Raw genomic sequence first — 21,115 nt, 5'->3', positions numbered from 1 at the left:
CGGACTTGGCGGAATCCAAGTTCGTTGCAATACCTACATGCCTATGCATCCCATCCGGGGCGCATAGGCATTTTCCTTTTCGCTTCCGCGATGTTCTGTGACGACGAGACGCCGTCGGTCGACACGCTATTTCAACCCAACGGGACCAGTGCCCGTTGGGTGCTGGTCCTTATCGAGGACCATATGGAAACCATTTCTCTATTTCCGCAGGGCGCATGCGACCCGGTGGACCGTAAGGCCGACAAGGCGATCGCAGCCATCGTCGCCTTGTTCGCCGCCCGTCATCCTGTCGTCGTTGCGTACAGCGGTGGCAAGGACAGTAGCGTCGTCGCAGCCCTTGTATTGCATGCTGCGCTATTGCATCACAGCGCCGGCGGCAAGCCGATGGTTGTCGTGACCACGGGAGACACCCTCGTGGAGTCCCCGGAAGTCGCGCAACACTATCGCGCGGAGCTGCGCCGTATGCGCGCATTCGGGAAGGCGCATGGCATCACTGTATCGGCGCATATCGTCACGCCGTCGCTGGCGTCGACATTTCAGGTGAAGGTGCTCTCTGGTCGTGCGTTGCCAAGCTTTCCTGGCGCGCAGGGCGACTGTTCGACCGACCTCAAAATCGGGCCGCAGCGGAGCTTTCGGCGGAGGCTATTTCGTGAGCTTGAACAGCAGGGGCTCGCGGAACCGGTGACCTGCCTCGGCAGCCGATACGATGAAAGCACGCGACGTGCGGCCGGAATGCGGTTGCGGGGAGACACTGACATCACGGCTTCACGCAACAAGGATGGTGACCTGGTCATCAGTCCGGTGGCCCATTGGAGTGATGACGACATTTGGGAAGCCGTGGGGCTGTATGCAGGCGATGCGCGACCTGGGTACTCGGATTTCGAAGAAATGCGGCGGATCTATGCCCATTCCGTCGGGACTTCGTGTGCTGTCGTGGCTGATGCGATACTGGACGGTAGCGGTACCCGGCGGCAAGGCAAATGTGGTGCGCGCCTGGGCTGTCACGTCTGCCAGATGGCCGAGGACAAGAGCCTCGCAAACATGGTGGCGTACGACGACCGGTACGCGTATGCCGCAGGCCTGCAAAAGCTGAATCGCTTCATCCGGGCGACTCGGTACGATTGGTCGCGGCGCCACTGGATCGGTCGCACCATTCGAGGTGGCTACATCCGGGTGATGCCCGATACGTACCATCCCTCGATGTTGCGGGCGCTGACTCGCTACATGCTGCAGTTGGATTTCGACGAGCAGCGACGGGCTGCAGGCGTTGGCGAGCGACCAAAGTTTCAGTTGCTGCCCCTCGACATGATGATCGCAGTCGACGCAATGCAGTCGCTGAACGGAGTTGCGAGGCCTTTCGCAGCCTGGGCCGACCTTCGGGACATTCAGGTTCGCGGAGTCCGGTACGACGTGCCGGAAGTGCCCGACGCTCCGCAGTCTGCGATGCCGATCGCACGATACTTGCACGTCGGCAGCGAATGGGACGACACGGCTCCCGATGCCGATTGGACCGGATTGCGCGATCCTATGCGTGAGGCCTTGACGGAGGGGAGTGCTTGCCAGTCGAATCTGACAATTGCGGCGGACGGGCGGGCAGTGCTGGACTTTCAGACGGCCCAGCAGTTTGACGTCGACGCCGAAGCTGCGCACCTCATTGCGGAGTTCGAGACTGATCGGCTGCTTGATATGCACGACGCAGACGGCGGGCCAGGCTCAGTGACGGCGGGGTATCGCTGGTACGCGAACTACGGCTGTTTGACGCTTTCTCACGCGCAGAAGGTCGAGCACGACGATATCGCTCGACGAACTGCGTTTAAGGACCGCCTGGGTCTGACACTGAGCTACGACGTCAAGAACGTCGTGGCCAGGTCTGTCTCGCTTGAGGAGCTCCCACCTACGGCGAGTGCCCATTGGGGACGCTATGGTAGTGAACAGGCGCAACTTGCCCTTTGCTAAGTCCCTTCAAAAAGCCCCGGCGTCCTTGCGACGTTCGGGGCTTTTTCCTTGTGAGGCTAGGCCGGATATCGCCCCCGCCCATGTATCTGTTACGGGGAGGCAGCTAACAGCCGACAAGTGTCCGACATCCGTGAGCTCCGGTTCCGGCCCCTGGTGGCTGGACGTCCCTTTTCAGTCGGGCAATTGGCCCGCCGCCGATCGCGCAATTCCGACCCAATGCGGTTTCGAACCTGTTTCATGGCTGTGCTCAGCGGAGGCTGGCATACAGTCCGGGTAAATCAGCGGTAGACTTCTGCGTCATGCACAAAGGACGAGCGATTAACAATGATTACAAAAGCTAAGAATCTTAGTTTCCAGTTACTGTCCGGGCTGGTGGTTGTCTTAGCCGTTGCCGGCTGCGCCTCGACGAACGTCATAACCGACACTGCAGCACCTGTTCCAGCCGACCGTATCTACGCTACAGCTCTGAGCGAAGCCACGCCGGGAACCGTCCCAGTTGTTTTCAAGCGGGACACGTTTCCCGGTCACTATTATCTGATGAGTGTCTTTGTGGACGGAAAGCAAGTCGCACGAATTGGCAGCGGAGAGAAGCTGGTCGTCAATCTTGCGCCTGGTCGATACGTATTTGGCGTGGCGGCAACCTCTGTAGACAAGGCGCCAGATCGCGAGATTGCTGTGACAGTGACTGAACAGTACCACCCGATTTTGCGACTGTCGCTCGTAGCAGTGGGTTGGGGCGGCTGGAAAATAACGGAGGCGAGTCAATAGGGCAACCTTGCGGATCGCCAACCCATGCCGGCATTTGGCCGGACCGAAATAGCTTAGCGAGAAGCCCGCGCTTCGTGCAATAGGAATTGCTAGTCTGCGGCCTTTGCTGCGACCTCGTAGCGCTGGCGTTTGTGATAATTCTTTGGCGCGATGGTGTTGAGAATCGCGCAGGACGGGCACCAGTGGCCGGCCTTTACCCCTGACGGCGTCGCGTCCCATACGTGGCCGCGATGGCATTCCCACTTGAGCTTCGCTTTGCCGGTGTGGTAGGTGCTGGAGAGACAATTCCCGCCGCGCTCCCGCGCCAAGGCACGCATCGCTTCGATGCCCAGCCTCTGTCCCTCGTTGCGGCAAAGGCGGCACCCACCTCCCTGGAGGACGTTATTGCCGAGTGCCTTCCATTCGTGGCCGGCCTTGCATCGGAAGCGGTAGGTTGCGGCCGTTCCATGATAAGTGGCGCTCAAACATTGGCCGCCGTGGTCGCGCGCGGCGCCTCGTATACGTGTCAGGCCGTCAGTATCAGTACGCTGCGCGCCAAGTCTGGTATCGGTACAGGCTCGGCACCAGTTCCCCTGCTTGAGAACCTTATAGCCCATCCCCTCCCACCTGTGGCCAGCCGCGCATTCGAACGGGTAATGATCGCGCCCGGTCTTCCACTCGGCCGCGAGGCACTTGCCACCGTGCTCGGCGGCCTTTGCGTGCAGGTCTGCCAACCCGTACTTTGACGGCTTCCTTTGGGGGATTGAGACCGCGGGCTTGCCAGCGCAACGGGGGCACCAATAGCCCGCCAATATGCTTCGGCCCTCCGGCGACCATTCATGTCCGTTCTCACAGCGTATCCGGTGGATCGCTGCGCCACCAAGAAATCCGCCTTCGTTCAGGCACTGGCCGCCGTAAGCTGCCACGAGCCCGTCGAACTTTTCTGCGACGCTGGCGCGGCTGCATTCTGGGCAACCTGATTCCTTGTATAGGACACCGTAGGCAGCTCGCTCAAAACGATGCCCATTGGCACATTCCAGAGGAATCTTGGCGCTGACGCCAGGCCAATCCGTCGCGTGACAGGTGAAGCCCTGTTGAATGGCGGTGGCGTGGAGCCGGGCGAGTGCCGCCGCCGCGCGTTGCGACGTTTTGGGACTGGCTTGTTTCACTGTGCGACGGACTATCGATTCTCAGACTGAGAGAATCCTAGCATCCCATCCGGTACTGTTGGTCGCGGATTCCGCGGTGCTGCTGACGCAAGTTGTCTAGCCAGGACACGGAGTTGGGGCGCCGCATCGCAGCCTCAACGGCCCTGGCCTGATCGGCTAGCGCATCGCATGCTGCTGCCTGGGGCTGGTTCTGCACCGACGTGGTCATTGCGATGGCGTTCGGTGGCGCTGATCGAGCCGTGCTGGCGCGGGCATCGAGAAACTCCTGCTCCTGCCGGCGGACGCCTTCACTTTTGCCGATAGTCGAGACCGTGCCAACGGCGGGACTTGCGACCGGTGTAAAACCGGTCGGACAGTACAGGTCCTGCGTGTACAACACTCGGCTGGCGCGCTGGCATTTCGTAAATGCATGGGCTGTGCCCACCGAGGCGCCGATCAAGGCAAGGGCAGCCAAGCGGCTAATTACTCGGCCCATGCGTAGCTCGGGTCGTTGGTGATAATCCAGCGCAGGCCCGCAAAAAGCGCGGCCAAGAGGGTGAGGGCGTAGAGAGCCCATGCGAGGGTTGTGACCATGCTGCGTCTCCCGGTGTTGTTCAATTCGTTTGATCCGGAAATTCGAGCTGCGAGTATGGCGTAGCAAGCCTGAGACGGCCTCCCGGCTAAAGAGGGGGGCAATCCTGGCTAACGGGTACGTCGATTGTTGCGGCGATTCGTTCAACCGTTCGGTTGCTGGCCAGACCAAGCCGCTCCGTGACTGTGTCGGGCGCAACGCCACGAATCAACAACCGCCGGCAGTAGGTGTTTCGCAGAATGCGCGGGCCCATGTCGTCAGCCTCGTGGCCAATGGTGGCGAACGCCTCACGCACGATCTTGCCAAGGCTCATGTCGGTGATCGGTGTGCCCGTGCGTTTGAGGGAGAAGAGGAGGTCGCCATCGGCTGGCCAGCTTCGGCGAGCATAGAGCCAGGCGCTCAGAGCTGCCACCGCAAATGGATCCAGATGGATGGTGCGGGATACTTTCGGCGGCCGCGCCGGCACGTGGAGATACGGAGGTGATGCGTGCGGATTCAGATCCTGAATACAGGCAGCACGGCCCTCGCTGGCCGTCACGCCGGTGCCGAGATACAGCGCGACGATCGCCCGCTTCTGCAGCGTGGCCGGATCGTCGTGCGGCTGTGGCCGTACGAAGTCCTGCATATCCCGGTCGACGTGTTGGGGAAGGAACAGAACATCGGGGTCTTCGCCGGGCCAGTACTGACCGAGGACGAGGTCACTGGCAGGGTTGGCATCTCGAACACCGATGGCCACCAAATGCCTGCAAAGGCGATCGATGAGCTTGAGATAGCGCATGCGCGTCGCCGGCGAGTAGTTTGCGGCATCGCCATCGAGCCAGAATCCGTCGAGAACATCGGCGCCGAAGCCGGCCAGCGTGGCACCGCGGCCGACCAGGTATCGGTGGAACCTGTCGAACATCGCCCGGTGCTGAACGATGGATTGCTGGGAGAACGGTCGCCGGTCAGCGCCAGCGGCTTCGCGCGTCTGCCAGTCGGCGTAAGCGCGCGCAGGGTCAAGGTGCCAAAGGGTATCCATAGGCCGAATTTATATACTGAAAGTTGCGTTTCCCGACAATCTTCACCGCATCTTTGATGCGGCCATCGCTTCCAAAAGTGGGGGGCGGTCTGCCAGGGCCTCGGCGCGGCATCGAATTCCGGCGAGCGAGATCCACCTGGAAACGACGCGCGGACGGCCGGCAACCGTGTCGTCGACGTCGGCACATGCAGTGGGGCCCGCCGGGCCATCGAACAACTCACGCAGTACTGCGCGTTTCAGCGCCAGCCGCCCCGGGCCAGGGTCGTTGAAAAGCACGCTGTCTCCGACCGCATAGACCCCGTATCTCCTGTACAGCGGCTGGCCATTCGGATGGGAACCGATCTGGTCGGCAAGGGCAGGGCGGCCTTGCTCGGCGAGAAAGTTCGCAAGCTGGGAGCGCTGGTAGCCGATGCCTCCGCAGACCTCCTCGATCGGCAGGTGCGGCGCACCGACCAGCCCGATCGCAGCGCGCATCACGCGCCGGTAGGTTTGACCCCCAGCGAGGAGGACTCTGCTGGCCCGACGTGGCCAGGCCACCTGCGTGATGGACTGGTCCAACCTTGCCAAGAGCTCGTCTGCGCGGGCAGTTGTCATTCGCAAGTCGTACGGGTCAAGCGTGTCGTCGGGCGCCACGAAACCGTGCTTGGCAGAGAGGATCACCATCGCCAGGGCGGCGCCGCGTCGAGTATGCGCACGGTAGGTCTGGTACATCACGCCCCGGTAGAGCTGCAAAGCAGGCGCGCGAACAGTCGCCTTTTTCCCAGAGCAGGCCAGGAGGAGGAGGGCAGGCGCCGATGGATCAAACTGGATCTCGGTATTTCGCTGGAATAGGGCGAGTTGCATTGCGGGCACTGGGGCGATGTGGCGAAATTGCCCTTTTAGCGTACGCACCAAATGGCCATGTCAAGGTTCACGCCTTGCGCCAATTCGTGCCATAACATAACATTCGTAACATAACATAACGAAATAGATGGAGTTGTTATGGTACGCGAAGCGTCGATTACCCAAGAACAGGTAAATGCTGCGGCGAACGCGCTGCGTGCCGCCGGCAGCAAGAAGCCATCGGTTCGCGCAGTGCGAAAAGAACTGGGGGACGTTGGCTCTCACGCCACCGTGGGACGCATGCTGGATGTGTGGAGAGCAGGCCAGGTACAAATTCCTGAAGCTCCCATAACGTTGCCCGCGCCGCTCCAACGCGTCCTCGCCGACTATCTCGCCCAGCTCGTTGCTGAAGGCAAGGTGGAGCTCTCCGCTGACTTGGCGGAGCAGCAACAGGTCAATACGGACCTCAGCATGGAGAACGAACGGCTCATCAGCCAAATCGACGCTTTGCAGGCCGAACTTACTGCCTGCCAGTCCGAGCGTGACTCGTTGGCGGGCCGTGCACAGCAGCAGAATTCTGATTTGCAGCTTGCCCGTAGTGACGCCGAGCAGGAGCGCATGGCCGCCGCCGGCGTTCGAACGGATCTGGCCAAGGCACTGTTGCGGCTGGAAGCACTGCCGCGCCTGGAGGAAGAATTGACAACCGCTCGCGCCGAGGCTGCGAAAGAACGCGCCGATCGCGTTGCTGCCGAGCAGGCTGCTGCAGTTGCGACCGCCCGGCTTGAGGGCGAGGAGAAGGCACGCCAGCACATCGAGACGGAGCTCCGCACCGTGTCCACGCGCGAAGAACAAGCGAACGGTCAGATAAAGGAGCTCACGGCGCAGCTGGTCGACGGTCGCCTTGTGCGAGCGCGTAGTGAACGCGAACTGCGCAGGCCGGTGGATTTGCGGCGCGGGGCAGGGCCAGTGTCGGCGGAGCGAAAAATGCCCGCTGGCCAGCAAAAGGGGGCGCGCGACAAGCAGCCTCCTCCTGACAAAGGCTGAGATATTGGGTGCGCTGACAAGCGGCCTATAGCGGTAACATAGCGACGCGTCCTGATGGAGGCCCATTGTGCAACGATCGAATGAAGCCGCGCCGTGCGCGGTATGCCATATGCCGGCCTGGCGCCAGCCGGAGCGTCAGAGTACCGACGGCTATCTTTATGACTGCCCCGCTTGTGGAGGTCGCTACAGCATCGGTAAGACGGCCGCGACACGTGCCTCCAATGGCGAGGCGCCAAGCAGTTTGCTCGCAGAGCTTCGCCGCCTGATTGCCAATGGCGATTTTCCCCGCGTTGAGTACACGGCAGGTGAATGGCAACCCTTAGCCGTAGTAGGGCGTCAGCCTGAAGAATAGGAAACTACTTTTCTGGAGGGTCAGACGATGGGCCGCAACTACATCCTCGAACGAACCATCGCCGACCCTCGGACACGTGCCGTCCATAAGACTGCACGCAAGCGTGCCAAGGTTAAACGCCTCCAGTCCGAGCGGGCGGCCACGGCTGCCTACCTGGACCGCGCCCGCTGGTGCGCTAACGGTTGTGGCAAGCCTGTCGCCACAGGCGAAAACGGCTGGACTCCATGTTGTTCGGAAGCTTGTCACGGCCAGTGGGTGGCCGTCGTCGCGGCGCATTTCGACTCGCAGCAGGCGCGACGCGCCCGGCGCACGGTTTGAGACTTATCTTAGAAAGCCTATGGATAGTTTCTGGGCCGATGGGTAGCTTTGGATTACATGTAGCCGAAAGCTACCCACCTAGCTGTGGACATTCGCAAATAGCGTTGTGCGTTCTCAATTAGGCGGTGAAACCTACACCGGTGAGCTCGTGGAGTCCCAGTGATGCAAAGGTTTTTCATCGACGCGCAAGCTGCGCGCCGTTTCATGCGGAAGGAATGCGGCTGACCGGATCGGGATATCGATGCGCTGGCCAGCGTGCGGCCCTTGGATGGCTGCGAGTGCGAGCCGTACTTAGGCGCCTGGATTGTTTGGCAGGCTTGCGCTGGCTGCGGCAAAAAGCTGCCGTGCGCGCCGGATGCCGTGGCCGACTATGCCTGCGACGCCTGCGGCAACGACACGGACCAGGCTCTTTGACAGAAAACGCCCCCCTTTGTGGTATTCGCGCCCATAGCGTAGTCCCGCCCCATGTGCGACAGTAGGCTCCCAACTTCACATCAGGGCGCAAATAATGGCGAGTAAGCAAGACGCAATCGATGCAATGGTCGACCTACTTCATAACGGGAAAAACGGCACTGACCGTGCTGGCGCCGCAGCGGGACTCGGCGTGGTTGGAGGCGAGGCAGCGAGAACGGAATTGATCGCCGCGCTGAAGAAAGCTAAGTCTTCCGAAGAACGGGGGGCTATCGCAACGGCCCTTGGGCACGCGACTCTGCGTTAGACGTCTGTTCCCCCGAGCCGCCCGCGAGGCGGCTTTTTCACGACAGCCCCCCATGCCGATAACTGAAATTATCGGCATGGCGTTTGCCCGCAACTCAGGTGCCAGCGCCGGTCACTTCGGCGATTCCCGCGACCTTCTTGCTATCTCTGTCCTTGTCCTGACTCGTCTCTGGACTAGGTTGAACTTGTCTGCGATTACCGCCGCTGACGCCCAACAAGTGTGCAAGGCTTCCAAGCGGCAACAGCAGAGTATTGGAAGCTGCCGGACCCCGCCGCTTCAGTATTTGCGCGCGTACGAAACCTCCTGGCGCTGGCTCAAGCGCAATACGAAGCGGGGATGCGGATGCGTCGTTCGCAGCCGATGCCGAACGAATGGCGAACACCAATGCGTCCGTCGCCGCGGTCAGGCCCTGCAAGCGCCGGATACCTACTGGCCGCACCCGGGGCAACCATGCCACAAGCGCGCCGAGGGCATTCGACCGCAAGATGGTCTCGCACGCCCACTGTGCGTCGGCCGGAGATTCCGCCTTTACCCATCGAACGTGCTTGCCCACGCCAATGCGCGCAAGCTCGGGCCCGTTTGGAGCAAATGGACACCCTACCAACCATATCGGGCGATTGCGTTGTGCCGCTGCGTCCAGCGCTCCTCGAAGCATTGATAGTTCGCCAATGCCCGAATGCTTGACGATTAGTTCGGCCACTGATCCTTCTGCCCAGCCGCCGCCAGGCAACTCCCCATCCAGAACATCGATGCCGCTCGGCACAACTTTGCCAATGGGACGGGCGAGTTGGCTGGCTCGCCATAGAGAAGGGTGGATCGCGCCTGGATCTGTTAGGGGGTTCAACCTGCCGGAGCATCTGCTTGGTTCTGTTGGTTCCGGTGGCTGCAGGGCAAGGTTCGTGGCGATGGGGCGAACAGGCTCCACGTCACCCAACAGCGACATCTGCTGGGTAGGTACATCAGGCGGATGGTGCGCGCGAACTCTCTGCATACTGTACGTATATACAGTATTCGAAGACCCCTTGCAATTTAATTGATAGATATCTAGTAGCTACTAGATATCTATCGTCGCGCTTGTGTCGCGCCATTTAGCCGGCTAAACGGCTTTGTTTACATTGAACATAAGGTTAATTATGCTTTCTGTTGGTATGTTCTGAAGTGTTGCGTGTGGGACGGCACGGAGACTTCAGATACCGCAACGGAAAAGTGCTTTTATGGTATCTTTCGCCGTTGCGTTTTGTTGTGGGTTTAGGTTTTATGTTCGTTCAGGTCAGCGCCGCCGCCGTGCCACGGGCGCTCCGGGGGGTTGCGCTGGTCGACAGCAACCACATGCCCAGGTACTGGGCCGCGGTCTGGCTGGTCATCGCGGGTGCGCAATGGGCAACGTCCACGCAGACCATGCGGCTGCGGTACATCGAGAACCTGTATGAGCATGCGGATCGGTCATTCAAAGCGAATGCGCTGGATGACGCGCTATCCGACCTTGACGATGCCCGGCTTGCGGACATTCTCGAGTCGTGGTTCGTGAGTCTGCGTAATCAGCCTGTTGCCACTCGCAGCAATGAGGACCGGTGGCAGACCGGACTGGCATTCGTGACATCGGTGGTCACATGGCTGTCGAAGTCGGCGGACGCGAAGATGCGACAGATCGAGGCGCGCATCCACCGACTATCAACGCTTTACCGTCAGCTTCACATTCGCCAAGGTGCCCGCAGCGAGACCGTTCGGTCGTTGCCCTCCAGCGTGGTCGAGAATCTCTATCAGATCCTGGATCCGGAATCGGATGCCAATCCCTTCCAGCGCGCGCACACCCGCTGGCGGGTCTTCATCGCCTTCGTGCTGATGCTGCATCAGGGTCTGCGCCGCGGCGAACTCTTGCTGCTGCCAGCAGACGCCATCAAGAGCAGCTATGACCGCGAACTTGGCCGGACAAGGTACTGGCTGAACGTCCGGCAAAACGAGTATGAAGAAGTTGGCAGCGACAGCCGTTACTCGAAACCCAGCATCAAAACGCTCCATTCGGTCAGGCAAATTCCCGTCAGCGACGCAACGGCGGGCCTGGTGCAGATCTATTGCGAAAATTACCGGGGCCGGCCTTCCCATTCGTTCATGTTAAGCGCCCAGACTGGCGGCCCTCTTTCCACAGAGTCGTTGACGAAGATCTTTACAACGATATCGAAAGCGTTGTCTACGGATGTGCTGCAGGAACTGCACGACCGCACCGGAAAGAAGTCGGTCACCTGCCACGACCTCCGGCACACCAGCGCCGTATTGCGGCTTCACCAGCTGCTGGAGCGAGGCGACTCGATGCCCGAAGCGCTGCAGAAACTGCGTACATTCTTCGGATGGTCGAAAGAGTCGGACATGCCGTCGCGCTATGCTAGGGCTGTCTTTGAAAGCCGACTCGCGAGCGTATGGAACGACGCATTCGACGATCGTGTGGCCTTGCTGCGCGCGCTGCCGCAGGGACGCTGATCATGCTGGAGGCCTTCCCATCCCGGCTTCGTGGGCAAGCCGAGCCATCGGTGCTCGAAAGCATGGTGGCGTCACTGCCGGAGCTACCGCCCGTTGTACGCTACTACGACGACTTCGACGACCAACTCCGCTCCATCCCGGCAGTCCGTCAGACAGATGTCTTCGGACTTCACATCAATGGTCGGATGTCCCGGCTCGACTTTGGCCGGTATCCTGCTGTCTACGGCGCTGTGCAGAAGCATCTACTGGTCTTCCTGTTGGGCGAAGACTTGCATATCTCGACCTGCTTCAATGTATTGATCGCAGCAATGCATCTCGATGTGCATGACGTCGACCGCGTTGTTGCAGCCGGCCCAACCCGCATATCAACGATATGGATGGCGCTGCGCGCCCGTCAGTTGCCGGTTCACGCCTATCGTTTCGTTAAGGCGGTTCTGCGGCTGCTATGCAGACATCGCCAGCACGGGTGGTCCGAGTCCTATCTGACCTATGTCAGCGCTGCCCTGCCCGGCCCCGCGTCGGACTCATATGCCGGTGTGCGGTCGGGCGATGTCTTCCTGAGTGCTGATGAAGAAGCCGTAATCGTTCGCTACCTGGACGAAACGTCGGACCTCGTGAGGGCCCGAGGCTGGTCAGGCATCGCGCACGACGAGCTTTGCGAGGCTGCGATGGTGCTCTGTTCCTATCAGTTCGCCATGCGCCCAATTCAGGTCGCGATGCTGACGATGCGTGATGTACGGGTCTGGCAGACAGAGCCCCGCGGCGAACCGGCCGTTCACCTCACGTTTCTCATGGTCAAGCAGCGGGGAAGGCTTCGAAAAAGGCCGATGGTCCGTCGTGTGAAACAGGAGTGGGCGGTGCTGTTCACGGCCCTGGTCGCCTATGCAGATTTGCAAGGTCGTGACGCGAGCGATCGCGTCTTCGACGTCAGTTCCAATCATGAGGCCGGCTCTCGCATCGCCCGCTGCATGGAACGCCTCATCGGGGACGGCGCTTGCGCGATGGACCTTCGTCATACGGCAGCCCAACGCCTCGTTGACGCTGGTGCAAGCCACGAAGAACTCGCCGAGTTCATGGGGCATTCCGATGTACGGACGGGGCTGGTGTACTTTGCGGCATCAGCCTCTCACGCGGAACGGGTCAACAGAGCACTCGGCGCGTCAGATATATACCGGCGGGTGGCAAAGATCGCGCACGATCGGTTCATCTCCCCGGAAGAACTCACCCAGCTCAAGGGAGAACAGCAGATCGCCGGCGTGCCTCACGGCATCCCGATCGCCGGCATCGGCGGCTGCACGTCGGGGCAACCAGCCTGCCCCTACAATCCGGTGACGTCGTGCTACGGGTGCAGGAAGTTTATGCCTTTGCACGACAAAACGATGCACGAGAGTGTGCTGGCCGCAATGCGTGAAGTGGTCTTGCTCTTCGAGCAGAGTTCTCGTGGTGATGCCCAATCGCCGGCCTACCTGCAACTGCAGCGCACGATCGCCGAAATACAGGCGGTCATCGACGAGTTGGAAGGCGAGCGCCGATGAACCCACACTACTCTGCCTTCATCGAGTTGGGCAAGGCACTCGTCCGTGAAAAGGGCCTGCACTGGGACATACCTCTGGACGAGGCAGGCACTGCTCGTGACGGTGTCGGCTGGAATCTGACGGCGGTTACCGGTGACGTGCCACCCCCAAACCACTACCTGCGAGATCTCGGCGCTGAGGCGAAGGCGCTGGCTATCGTCAATGCAGAGCGCGTCGAGCGTGGCCTGATGCCACTGCCCCGGCGAGCGCTGGCTGTCTCGTGGCAAGACCTGATTAAAGCAGCGGTGGCTGAACAGTTGCTGTTCAGGCGTAACACCACGCGGTATGTGGCACATAGCATCGCGCGTCCATTGCGGGTGCTCGCTACGTGCGTGGACAAGGCCCCGTGGCAGCTGACCGCCGACGATCTGCGTGCGGCTGTTCGTATTGCAACAGCATGTCAGGCGACCGGCAAACTGGGGATCAGGTGGTCGGCATCGTCAAGACGGTGTTTGATGGTCAACACATTTGCGATGCGGGCCCATTGTACTCGTCGCTAGCTGTGCCGCGCATGCAAGTAAAAGGTACGAGCAAGGCAAAGCATACCTGGTCGCAGGATGAACTACGGGCCGACTTGGAGGCTCGCAAGCGCGGCGAACGCCTGCCTGAGCGCCGGGCGTTCTGGGAGCTGACCCGCATCGTGATGACCGAACGGCCACGCACGTTCATGGACGAGCTGCGATTCGCTGCAGTGCGCACTCTGATCGTGACCGGCATGCGTGCAGGGGAAGTTGCGTTGCTGCCGGCCGACTGGAAGCGTGAGCGGACGTATCTGGACTCGAAGGGTCGTCCAGCCGGTGAGTCCGGTGGCATCTCGACATCCTTGATGGTCCGCCACTTTGCGGAAAAGCAGCAGGACGCTGAAACGGACAGTCGCGTCCTGTTTGAAAGCGCTCAGCCGGTCCCGGAAATGTTCCGGGCGTTGCTGACAGAGACACTCGACCGTGTAGCCAAGCTCACAGAACCGCTCCGCGCGACGCTGAAACTGCAATGTGAGACGGAGCGACTATTGCCATGGTATCCGGTCGACAGTCTCGTACCTGTCATCGAGCTTTACACCCGTCTGGCAGGCAACCCGTTCTGGCTAGGCATTGAGCGAGATCCGTTCATAAAACGCTACCGCGATGGCCTCGATCCGTCAGTGTTTGATGAACTGTATGACCACCAGTGTGCGCTGTGGCGAAATGGCACACTGACCCTCGACATGTCTGTCTACGTGTTTGGGAATCGTCTGGTGAAGGCGATGCGTGAAGGCAAGACAAGCATGCGCTTCCGATACGCTAATGGCTCGCCGATCAGCCTTGTAAAGCGAATGGAGTGGCACGCTGCGTACTTGCACGTTGGCGAGCTCGAGGAGCATATGCGGTTCACGACGCCAACGAAGATATCCGACACCATGCGGCTTCCGCTGGCCACTGGGTTCGTTGGGCCCTGGGAGTTACTGTTCGTGCAGCCCAAACGGTCCGTGGCCGAGGAACGCGACGACGGGCTTTGCGATGTGACCCGCTACATGTCGGTCAACCGACCAGACCCTACGTTCATCGGACAGTCACTGGGTGACGCAAAGCAACTGCCGACGCTGTTTGAAAAGTACGGACAGACTGACGAAGACCGGGCCTTGAAGATCGAGGCACACATGCTGCGCCACATGCAGAACACCGAGCTGTTCCGGCTTGGCGTTGCCGACACGATCATCTCAAAGCGCTTCAACCGGCGCAGCGTTGCACAAAGCTATGAATACGACCATCGCAGCCTGGCGGAGGATCTTGACCAGATTGAAATTCCACAGGACGTCGAGATCCTCCTCGGCGAAAAAGCCGGCACGGTTGCCCGACTCATCAAGGGTGGCAAGGCAAGCGGTCCGATCGTCGATGCCTTCCGGCGCATCCAGAAAACGGAGGGCGACGCGGCCGCATACGAGTACCTGCGCGCCGAAGCGGACGGATTCCATGCCACCCCTTATGGGCACTGCCTGAACTCGTTCACGGTCGATCCGTGCGCCAAGCATCTGGAATGCTTTGCCGACTGTCGTCACCTCTCGGCCACTGACCTGCCGGAGCACAGGCGGAACCTGATCCGGCTCGAGGGTCAGCTCAAGCTCGCCGTGGAAACGATCAAGGCCCGCCCATCGATCAGCATTGGTTGGCAAAACCAGCTCGACCACGCGGAAAAACGGCTGACTGGCGTACAAGGGCTGCTCAAAACGCGGCCGGGCGACCGTCCCTTCCCCGACGGCATTGACCTCTCCTTGCCCCGACAACAGGGAATACTTGATGAATAAAGCCAATGAAGCGGCGTCGGCCGATGATGGGAAAATGCGCGAGATTCTTGAGCTGTTGCTGACCGACGACGAGGACATCTCGGCGCGCGCCGTCGCCCGGCTGCATCCGTCCATCAAGGCAGCGTCGTCGATCACCCGCAGCGAGTCACGCCGCAGGCTGCTTGCCGAGTATCAGCAGCGCCAAGCGGAATACCGGCGCTGGCGTGGCCGCGCTGCCAAGCGACCTGGCGCTGACATGGCCGCGACGCTTGCCGACAAGGACCTCAGGATTACGGAGCTTGAAGCCACCGTGCAATTGCTGACGGCTTCCACCTCGCAATGCTACGTGCCGTTGGTGAGCTGGGCGGATTCAGCAAGTGGGCCAGATTCTACGAGCAGTATCGTGACGCCCGGACAAGCTTGCAAAACTTGGCGCCCTACCCGAAGCGGCAATCGTCGCGATGCCTGAGAATCCTAAACGCCGGAACTAAGCGCGGCGACGCTGAATGCCATCCGGCGTGATACTGTCTGCATTGATGCTCGCAGCCACGAAATGGCTGCGGTTCCGCGGCGGAAGCCGTCTCTCTCCCGAAAGGAGCGTTCATGTCCTATTGCCCTTCTTCCAGACCCTGCATGACGAAACCCGCCCTGTGGGCAACCTCGGCCGGGAACACATTACTCCATCCTTCGGGCGCCGGTCTGGCATGACGAGCTTCTGAACCGGCTCGATCGCTGCGCATTCCTTGACCTCGCAGTCATCTGGGACGAGGACCATGACGATCGCGTGATCGACGCGCTCATGATGCTTTACGTCGGCGGCCTGCTCTCACCTGTGCGGTATATCGGGGAGCGCAAGGGTACGCTCTCTGTGTTGTTGGCTCCAAATGCAATGCGGACCTGGACCCCGAAGGCGCTGCAGCAGTATCGCGACGATATTGAGGATGTTTGCCAGTGCCTGGAAGATCCGTGGACGGCAAAAGTTGACTCCGTCGATGGGCGCGAGCACTCGATCATCCACAGTTCGGCCGAGAACGTCTCCATATATCTCCGCAACATCGACGTGCTGTGGGAACTGGGGGTCAAACCAAGGACGCGATAGTAGTCCCACGCCCAAGTGTGCAACGCGCAACACCGCAGCCGTCAGACTCCCGGCCTGGCGTGTCCTTCCGTTGCGCCTCCACACAAAGCTCAACGCAACGAAGACTGGTGCCACGGGCACGCAACACGTGCTAGCCAAAAAAGTGGGGGCCCTGTGGAAAATCCGTCCGTCTTCCGGCTGAAATACAACAAAATCTGAAAACCAAAACCAACGCAACACTAGGCCATAGGTGCCAAGAATAGCTAATAAATCACATTCGGTAGCTTTTGCGCCACACGCCTTTAAATTTGTGCTCCGCCGCCCACACGTCGAGAACCTGCCGCTACACTAGCTCCCCGCCGGGAAATCATTCTCGCTGCGGTTTTGGCGAAGGAGTGCCTATATGTCTTCGTACAAAGACGAAGAGCTCGATAACTATGCGCCCAGCGTAGAAGAGCAGAACGAGCAGGATGCGATGCGTGCGCTCGGGTTCGACGGGCTCTCGGACGACGAGATTACCGACGAAGTCCGCGCGACCGTTCATGATCTTGCCAAGCAGACTCGATGAGTCAAAAGAAGAGCCCGCCGAGTGCGGGCTCTTTCTTTTTAGGTCCACCAAATGATCGACCTACTAGCCATCGAAAACATCGCGCAGGCGTGCCGAACCGGCCTTTTAGCGCTTAGACAAAGCTCCCGCTTCCGCGATTTCCCCCGCGGAAATTGTGGCGAAGCGGCGGAGTTAGTTGGCAGAATTCTGAAAGAAAGGTTGGATTGCGACGGCCATTACGTTTGCGGGTCTTACCACCCTCTTCTGAAGCGAACGCAAAGTCACGCGTGGTTCGAAACCAGTGGCGTCATTGTCGACATCACTTATGACCAATTTGGCGCCATCGGCCTTGCCGGTTGGGTATTTCCGGCTGGTTCAGACTGGCATGCTGCCTTCACTGAGATCGACAAGCAGGACGTGTGCATGCCCGAGCACTGGCTAATGTATCCGCATGAAGGGTATCGGTCGATGCTCCAAGAGCTCGCAGAACGTCCGTAGGACCCTACCTGATACCCCAATGTTGCCCCGAGGAGAACACTAGAAGAGGGTCAACAATGGAGACCATCATGGCCAACGATATTCACGTGGTTCCGGCTGGCGAGGGCTGGGCGGTTGAGGCGGCTGGAGGGGGCAAGCGGACGATGTTCGCCACTCAGGAAGAAGCCATATTGGCTGGCACCGAGCGCGCCAAGCAAGACAAGGTCGAGCTGCTGATTCACGGCCGCGACGGCCAGATCCGCGAGCGAAACTCGTTCGGCCATGACCCGCGAGACGTTAAGGGCTAAGTCCCATGCCGCGCGCTATGGCGCAGTTGGATCTTGCCGCGTTCGCGCCCATGCTTCCAAGCCTGCGTAAGTCGCTGCCACGCGGCGAAGGCTGGTGGGCCGAGGTCAAGTACGACGGTTATCGAGCCTTGGCCTTAACAGGCTCGGTCCCTTCTGTGCGAACGAAGAACGGTGCGGACTGCACCCCCTGGTTCCCAGAACTGCTTCAAAGCCTCAGGGCCCTTCCCGCCAGCACCGTGCTCGATGGTGAGGTATGCGTGTTGGATGCCGTCGGCCGCGCCGACTTTGAGCGGCTGCATCGGCGGGCCAGGCGCAAGTGCTGGTATGAAGGCGCTGATCCGATTGTCTACTGCGTCTTCGACATCCTTGCGTTCAGGGGTCGGGACGTGCGAGTGCTGCCGATCGAGGAGCGTAAGGCCATGCTGCGCCCGCTACTCGCTTCCCTGCCCGGCCTTCTCTACGTCCAGGCTGTCCTTGATCAGTCCGATTGGCTCTTCGCGAACGCGCTGGCGCTCAATCTAGAAGGCATCGTCTGCAAGCGTGCCAGCAGCCCCTATCGAGCCGGGCCTTCGGTGGACTGGATCAAGGTAAGGCGTCGTGGAGTGCATGAGCACGGCGCGTTCAGGCGTGGACCCTGATCTCGCGAAAAACAGTCACGCAGTCTCGATGGCCACGCGCAAGTTGTTGAACCACGCCGAAAATTCATCGGCCTCAGTAAATACTCGCACCGGCGCTTCGGCATTGCCAAGTCCAACCGAGTAGCCGCCATTGAGCAAGCTGACAATGCTGTCCTCAAAAATCGATGGATTTCCCTGTTTTGTCAGCGAATCGCTGATTGTCTCCTGGGAAATATAGACCGCAGGCTTGTCCATAGTTTTTCTCTCGTTGTTTGCGTCAGGCTCCGAGCCCGTGCGGCCCACAGATACCTCCGCCATTGTTGGTTACCCGGGCATGTCGATGAGCCAAAAAAATGACCCGCAGTTGATTGCGGGCCGTCATAGTCCTCGTGGGGTCAAGTCACGAACACGGGATTGTGAGTCCGAGGTGCTTCATTGTCACCCCGACACTTGGGGGATACAGCTCTCGCACCACTTACCGTGCATGTGCCTTGCCGCAAGATCGATGAGCACTGTATATTTATACAGTATGCTGTTTGAAGTCATGAAACTCTGCCTGGAAGGACGCCGGCTACACCGAGGATGGTGGGGCGGGCAGCTGCTTTGGCGTGGCCAAGTGGTAATCGAGGACCGGATGGATACGCGCGCCCACCGCGTCATACCGCATGCGATCATGACCCACAGCAAGCACCAAGACACAGCCGAACTTGGCATCTTGTATGACGCGCGGATCGTGAGAATGTCCGGAGACGATTTGGTCCTTACGGGATTCGAGCGCGCCGACTTCGAACTGAAGGAATATCGGCAAGCGTGGCTAATGCGGCCGATCACGCGCGAGGAGATGGAAACGCCCATCCCTGCCGACGTGGTACGCGGCCGGGGGAAGTCCGGCAAATTGAATGGAGGGTGATGATGTGCGTCAACTACGCGCCGGTCCAACGGCAAATGCTCCGGAACGTGTTTGGCGTCGAACCGCCTGTCGGAGAATGGCGATCGGAAGCCTGGCCTGACTACTCTGCCCCGATCATCCGCGCAACTGAGAGTGGTGAGCGTGAAGCCGTGCTCGCATCTTTCAGTATGGTGCCCAAGGGGAAGATTCCACCCGGCGTACGCTACTACCCCACAGCCAACGCTCGCGCCGAAACCATCGGAAAGCTCAGCTCGTTTGCAAAACACTGGAAGGCTGGTCAGCTATGCCTGATAGGAGCAACATGAGTCGCCCATGTGGCGCATACTCCTTTGTATTACTCCTCTCTTTCGCATAGCTTGGAAATATGGAAGAGCAAGACATTGTCCGCTCCCTCGCGGCGCTAGCCCACAACATCCGCCTGCAAGTCTTTCGGATGCTGGTAGTCGCTGGCCCGGGAGGTTTGACCCCGGGGGCCATCGCCGAGGAGCTTGACGTGCCGAGCGCCACGCTGTCGTTCCACTTGAAGGAACTGATGCACGCGCGCCTGGTGACGCAGCAGCGTGAGGGTCGCAATCTGATCTATCGGGCAGAGTTCGCCCATATGAACGAGCTGCTCGGCTTCCTGACGGCCAACTGCTGCCAGGGGCATCCCTGCCTGGAAGCCAGCGCTACCTCATGCCAATGCTGACGGAAATTCCGCAACAAGAGCCACGGCAAGCGCGCGGCGGCTGCGCCAATTTCATTGAGTCTTCCGATCAGCATCGGGCGGGTCGGTACTGAAGGCAACCTATGTCGACTCCGACCTTTCGACTTGCTCGCCCCGACGACTTCGCGTCCATCCGTGCGCTGCTGGCCGAAGAAGACCTCCTTGTCGAGGACGTAGCTGCAGAAAACTCCAGCCGCTTCTTCGTGGCTGTACAGGACGGAAGCCTCTTGGCCTGTGCTGGGTTAGAGCCCTATGGGACGGATGGACTGCTCCGATCAGTCGCCGTTGCGAAGGATGCCCGCCACAATCAGTTCGGCCGCGTCCTGGTGGACCTCATAGAACGAGATGCCGGGACGATCGGTGTACGACGACTCTACCTGTTGACGACCTCCGCAGCGGACTACTTTCTCAATCTTGGGTACAGGATCGTCGAGAGAAACGCTGCGCCCGCAGCACTGCAATCCAGCGCGCAGTTCGCCGCTCTATGTCCAGCATCTGCGACTTGCATGACGAAGGCCACCGCCTGAGGCTGGTGGCCCGTCGACGCCGGCGCGAACGCCGGCGTGCAGTGTGATGCGCGCCTAGGCCGACTCAAAGCGACGTCTCTTGAAGCTGACAGTCTCCTTGAAATCTTCGCTGCTGCCGATTCGGCGAAGATCTGCCCAAGTACCCTTGTAGTAAGGCACGACATTGCGATCCGTCCACGGTGTGGTCACGTTGCCCATGACACCGTTGTAGTGGCCGAACTGCATGAAGGTCTGATTTCGCTTGATGTCTGGCTCGAGATAGGCCAGCGCGTAGGTCGAGCCATAATCGTTGTAGACCTCGACCACGTCGCCGGAGCTGATGCCGAGCGCACGTGCATCCTCGGGGTTGATTTCGAGATAGGCCATCGGCACCCTGGCGCGCACGAATTCGTTGAACTGGTCGTGGTACATCGTTTGCCAGACTTCGTTGACGCGGCCGTTGTTGATCCAGAAATGGTACTTGGCCTTCTGGTCTGCTACGGGCTTCGGCAGGCCGGGCCAGGTTGCTGGCTTGAACTCTGCCTTGCCGTCGGCGGTATCGAACTTGCCGTCGGTGTAGAGCATCTCGGTGCCGACTAGCTTGCCATCGCGATACGCCTGAACCGGCAGTTGAACGCCGTTGTTGCCCATGGCGCGCAGGCGCTCAAAGGTAACGAGGTTGCCCGTCTTGCCACCCTGGCTATCAATCGGTGCTGCGCCGGGCTGCCCAGCCTGGCGGAATCCGTCATTGAAAGCATCCTCCTCAGTCTTCCAGTCGAAGCCGCTGAAGCGTGCCGCCATGTCCTGCTTGCCTTCCGCCTCGTACGTGCGCTTGAGGGTATTGGCGATGGCTGCGGCGATCAGGCAATCCGGCCGCGCCGTGCCCGGCGGATCCATGAACCGATCGGACAGCCGCATCCGGCGCTCACCATTCATTGACGT

At 60.3% G+C, this 21,115-nt stretch carries 24 protein-coding genes; 18 read left to right on the top strand and 6 right to left on the bottom strand.

What is annotated here, in order from left to right:
- Nucleotides 1-24 precede the first annotated feature (24 nt).
- Both GA566_RS31665 and GA566_RS31660 read left to right on the top strand, forming a co-directional pair.
- Complete coding sequence (locus tag GA566_RS31665; protein WP_237380984.1) at nucleotides 25-1,956, top strand: phosphoadenosine phosphosulfate reductase family protein; 1,932 nt, start codon at nucleotides 25-27, stop codon at nucleotides 1,954-1,956.
- Between the two features lie 324 nt (nucleotides 1,957-2,280).
- Nucleotides 2,281-2,724: a hypothetical protein gene (locus GA566_RS31660; RefSeq protein ID WP_137924305.1), complete on the top strand. Its 444-nt coding sequence runs from the start codon at nucleotides 2,281-2,283 to the stop codon at nucleotides 2,722-2,724.
- An 89-nt stretch (nucleotides 2,725-2,813) separates the two neighbouring features.
- On the opposite strand, the gene GA566_RS31655 is transcribed toward GA566_RS31660, so the two are convergent.
- Nucleotides 2,814-3,437, bottom strand: coding sequence for a hypothetical protein (locus GA566_RS31655; protein WP_237380983.1), 624 nt, complete (start codon nucleotides 3,435-3,437; stop codon nucleotides 2,814-2,816).
- Nucleotides 3,438-3,542: 105 nt separating this feature from the next.
- Between GA566_RS31655 and GA566_RS33125 the strand changes: the two genes are divergently transcribed.
- Nucleotides 3,543-3,683 (top strand): hypothetical protein, encoded by a 141-nt coding sequence (locus tag GA566_RS33125; RefSeq protein ID WP_202127026.1) that lies wholly within the window; start codon nucleotides 3,543-3,545, stop codon nucleotides 3,681-3,683.
- An 848-nt stretch (nucleotides 3,684-4,531) separates the two neighbouring features.
- On the opposite strand, the gene GA566_RS31650 is transcribed toward GA566_RS33125, so the two are convergent.
- Nucleotides 4,532-5,461 (bottom strand): site-specific integrase, encoded by a 930-nt coding sequence (locus tag GA566_RS31650; protein ID WP_171020346.1) that lies wholly within the window; start codon nucleotides 5,459-5,461, stop codon nucleotides 4,532-4,534.
- 42 nt (nucleotides 5,462-5,503) lie between these two features.
- A complete protein-coding gene (locus tag GA566_RS31645; protein WP_202127015.1) occupies nucleotides 5,504-6,304 on the bottom strand; it encodes a DUF6884 domain-containing protein in 801 nt (266 codons plus the stop codon).
- A 138-nt stretch (nucleotides 6,305-6,442) separates the two neighbouring features.
- On the opposite strand from GA566_RS31645, the gene GA566_RS31640 reads away from it, so the two are divergent.
- Both GA566_RS31640 and GA566_RS31635 read left to right on the top strand, forming a co-directional pair.
- Nucleotides 6,443-7,327, top strand: coding sequence for a DNA-binding protein (locus tag GA566_RS31640; RefSeq protein WP_137924308.1), 885 nt, complete (start codon nucleotides 6,443-6,445; stop codon nucleotides 7,325-7,327).
- 379 nt (nucleotides 7,328-7,706) lie between these two features.
- Nucleotides 7,707-7,997: a hypothetical protein gene (locus GA566_RS31635; RefSeq protein WP_137924309.1), complete on the top strand. Its 291-nt coding sequence runs from the start codon at nucleotides 7,707-7,709 to the stop codon at nucleotides 7,995-7,997.
- Nucleotides 7,998-8,809: 812 nt separating this feature from the next.
- Here the strand turns inward: GA566_RS31635 and imuA are convergent.
- Nucleotides 8,810-9,658 (bottom strand): translesion DNA synthesis-associated protein ImuA, encoded by an 849-nt coding sequence (gene imuA, locus GA566_RS33800; RefSeq protein WP_370459394.1) that lies wholly within the window; start codon nucleotides 9,656-9,658, stop codon nucleotides 8,810-8,812.
- Nucleotides 9,659-9,972: 314 nt separating this feature from the next.
- Between imuA and GA566_RS31625 the strand changes: the two genes are divergently transcribed.
- From GA566_RS31625 to GA566_RS31585, 10 genes are all read left to right on the top strand, one after another.
- Entirely contained in the window at nucleotides 9,973-11,190 is a 1,218-nt protein-coding gene (locus tag GA566_RS31625; RefSeq protein ID WP_008648470.1) for a tyrosine-type recombinase/integrase, read from the top strand.
- Nucleotides 11,130-12,725, top strand: coding sequence for a site-specific integrase (locus GA566_RS31620; RefSeq protein WP_237380096.1), 1,596 nt, complete (start codon nucleotides 11,130-11,132; stop codon nucleotides 12,723-12,725). The genes GA566_RS31625 and GA566_RS31620 overlap by 61 nt, the downstream gene beginning before the upstream one ends.
- Entirely contained in the window at nucleotides 12,722-13,264 is a 543-nt protein-coding gene (locus tag GA566_RS33505) for a hypothetical protein (protein WP_237380967.1), read from the top strand. Before GA566_RS31620 ends, GA566_RS33505 begins: the two co-directional genes overlap by 4 nt.
- Entirely contained in the window at nucleotides 13,192-15,045 is a 1,854-nt protein-coding gene (locus tag GA566_RS31615) for a hypothetical protein (RefSeq protein ID WP_237380966.1), read from the top strand. The genes GA566_RS33505 and GA566_RS31615 overlap by 73 nt, the downstream gene beginning before the upstream one ends.
- Nucleotides 15,038-15,493: a hypothetical protein gene (locus GA566_RS31610; protein WP_237380982.1), complete on the top strand. Its 456-nt coding sequence runs from the start codon at nucleotides 15,038-15,040 to the stop codon at nucleotides 15,491-15,493. Before GA566_RS31615 ends, GA566_RS31610 begins: the two co-directional genes overlap by 8 nt.
- A 315-nt stretch (nucleotides 15,494-15,808) precedes the next feature.
- On the top strand, nucleotides 15,809-16,123 hold the full coding sequence (locus GA566_RS33500) for a hypothetical protein (RefSeq protein WP_237380981.1): 315 nt from the start codon (nucleotides 15,809-15,811) through the stop codon (nucleotides 16,121-16,123).
- A gap of 382 nt (nucleotides 16,124-16,505) precedes the next feature.
- Nucleotides 16,506-16,670 (top strand): hypothetical protein, encoded by a 165-nt coding sequence (locus GA566_RS31600; protein ID WP_160475171.1) that lies wholly within the window; start codon nucleotides 16,506-16,508, stop codon nucleotides 16,668-16,670.
- A 51-nt stretch (nucleotides 16,671-16,721) separates the two neighbouring features.
- Nucleotides 16,722-17,147 (top strand): hypothetical protein, encoded by a 426-nt coding sequence (locus tag GA566_RS31595; RefSeq protein ID WP_137924311.1) that lies wholly within the window; start codon nucleotides 16,722-16,724, stop codon nucleotides 17,145-17,147.
- Nucleotides 17,148-17,215: 68 nt separating this feature from the next.
- On the top strand, nucleotides 17,216-17,434 hold the full coding sequence (locus GA566_RS31590; protein ID WP_202127014.1) for a DUF2188 domain-containing protein: 219 nt from the start codon (nucleotides 17,216-17,218) through the stop codon (nucleotides 17,432-17,434).
- A 5-nt stretch (nucleotides 17,435-17,439) separates the two neighbouring features.
- Entirely contained in the window at nucleotides 17,440-18,072 is a 633-nt protein-coding gene (locus GA566_RS31585) for an RNA ligase family protein (RefSeq protein ID WP_237380979.1), read from the top strand.
- Nucleotides 18,073-18,087: 15 nt separating this feature from the next.
- Here GA566_RS31585 and GA566_RS31580 read toward each other — a convergent pair whose 3' ends face one another.
- Entirely contained in the window at nucleotides 18,088-18,306 is a 219-nt protein-coding gene (locus GA566_RS31580; protein WP_137924313.1) for a hypothetical protein, read from the bottom strand.
- Between the two features lie 379 nt (nucleotides 18,307-18,685).
- On the opposite strand from GA566_RS31580, the gene GA566_RS31575 reads away from it, so the two are divergent.
- The 3 genes from GA566_RS31575 to arsN2 all read left to right on the top strand — a co-directional run bounded on the left by GA566_RS31575 (nucleotide 18,686) and on the right by arsN2 (nucleotide 20,194).
- Entirely contained in the window at nucleotides 18,686-18,961 is a 276-nt protein-coding gene (locus GA566_RS31575) for a hypothetical protein (RefSeq protein ID WP_137924314.1), read from the top strand.
- A 364-nt stretch (nucleotides 18,962-19,325) separates the two neighbouring features.
- A complete protein-coding gene (locus tag GA566_RS31570) occupies nucleotides 19,326-19,649 on the top strand; it encodes a helix-turn-helix transcriptional regulator (protein ID WP_137924315.1) in 324 nt (107 codons plus the stop codon).
- Nucleotides 19,650-19,750: 101 nt separating this feature from the next.
- Nucleotides 19,751-20,194 (top strand): arsenic resistance N-acetyltransferase ArsN2, encoded by a 444-nt coding sequence (arsN2, locus tag GA566_RS31565; RefSeq protein ID WP_137924316.1) that lies wholly within the window; start codon nucleotides 19,751-19,753, stop codon nucleotides 20,192-20,194.
- A 54-nt stretch (nucleotides 20,195-20,248) separates the two neighbouring features.
- Here the strand turns inward: arsN2 and GA566_RS31560 are convergent.
- The coding region (locus GA566_RS31560) for an arsenate reductase (azurin) large subunit (RefSeq protein WP_160475170.1) at nucleotides 20,249-21,115 on the bottom strand (867 nt) is incomplete at its 5' end.

This window comes from Cupriavidus sp. SW-Y-13 (assembly GCF_009793345.1).
Lineage (GTDB): Bacteria > Pseudomonadota > Gammaproteobacteria > Burkholderiales > Burkholderiaceae > Cupriavidus.
The sequence above is the reverse complement of the archived record's forward strand: the minus strand, read 5'-3'. Positions and strand labels throughout refer to the sequence as shown.

What these genes read in the sequence shown, in the direction of transcription:
- GA566_RS31580 (WP_137924313.1), bottom strand. Translation starts at nt 18,306, where the DNA reads ATGGACAAGCCTGCGGTCTATATTTCCCAGGAGACAATCAGCGATTCG.
- GA566_RS31650 (WP_171020346.1), bottom strand. Translation starts at nt 5,461, where the DNA reads ATGGATACCCTTTGGCACCTTGACCCTGCGCGCGCTTACGCCGACTGG.
- arsN2 (WP_137924316.1), top strand. Translation starts at nt 19,751, where the DNA reads ATGTCGACTCCGACCTTTCGACTTGCTCGCCCCGACGACTTCGCGTCC.
- GA566_RS31610 (WP_237380982.1), top strand. Translation starts at nt 15,038, where the DNA reads ATGAATAAAGCCAATGAAGCGGCGTCGGCCGATGATGGGAAAATGCGC.
- GA566_RS31660 (WP_137924305.1), top strand. Translation starts at nt 2,281, where the DNA reads ATGATTACAAAAGCTAAGAATCTTAGTTTCCAGTTACTGTCCGGGCTG.
- GA566_RS31640 (WP_137924308.1), top strand. Translation starts at nt 6,443, where the DNA reads ATGGTACGCGAAGCGTCGATTACCCAAGAACAGGTAAATGCTGCGGCG.
- GA566_RS31625 (WP_008648470.1), top strand. Translation starts at nt 9,973, where the DNA reads ATGTTCGTTCAGGTCAGCGCCGCCGCCGTGCCACGGGCGCTCCGGGGG.
- GA566_RS31590 (WP_202127014.1), top strand. Translation starts at nt 17,216, where the DNA reads ATGGCCAACGATATTCACGTGGTTCCGGCTGGCGAGGGCTGGGCGGTT.
- GA566_RS31600 (WP_160475171.1), top strand. Translation starts at nt 16,506, where the DNA reads ATGTCTTCGTACAAAGACGAAGAGCTCGATAACTATGCGCCCAGCGTA.
- GA566_RS31570 (WP_137924315.1), top strand. Translation starts at nt 19,326, where the DNA reads ATGGAAGAGCAAGACATTGTCCGCTCCCTCGCGGCGCTAGCCCACAAC.
- GA566_RS31635 (WP_137924309.1), top strand. Translation starts at nt 7,707, where the DNA reads ATGGGCCGCAACTACATCCTCGAACGAACCATCGCCGACCCTCGGACA.
- GA566_RS31585 (WP_237380979.1), top strand. Translation starts at nt 17,440, where the DNA reads ATGCCGCGCGCTATGGCGCAGTTGGATCTTGCCGCGTTCGCGCCCATG.
- GA566_RS31595 (WP_137924311.1), top strand. Translation starts at nt 16,722, where the DNA reads ATGATCGACCTACTAGCCATCGAAAACATCGCGCAGGCGTGCCGAACC.
- GA566_RS31575 (WP_137924314.1), top strand. Translation starts at nt 18,686, where the DNA reads ATGGATACGCGCGCCCACCGCGTCATACCGCATGCGATCATGACCCAC.
- GA566_RS31645 (WP_202127015.1), bottom strand. Translation starts at nt 6,304, where the DNA reads ATGCAACTCGCCCTATTCCAGCGAAATACCGAGATCCAGTTTGATCCA.
- GA566_RS33505 (WP_237380967.1), top strand. Translation starts at nt 12,722, where the DNA reads ATGAACCCACACTACTCTGCCTTCATCGAGTTGGGCAAGGCACTCGTC.
- imuA (WP_370459394.1), bottom strand. Translation starts at nt 9,658, where the DNA reads ATGTCGCTGTTGGGTGACGTGGAGCCTGTTCGCCCCATCGCCACGAAC.
- GA566_RS31620 (WP_237380096.1), top strand. Translation starts at nt 11,130, where the DNA reads ATGGAACGACGCATTCGACGATCGTGTGGCCTTGCTGCGCGCGCTGCC.
- GA566_RS33125 (WP_202127026.1), top strand. Translation starts at nt 3,543, where the DNA reads ATGTCCGTTCTCACAGCGTATCCGGTGGATCGCTGCGCCACCAAGAAA.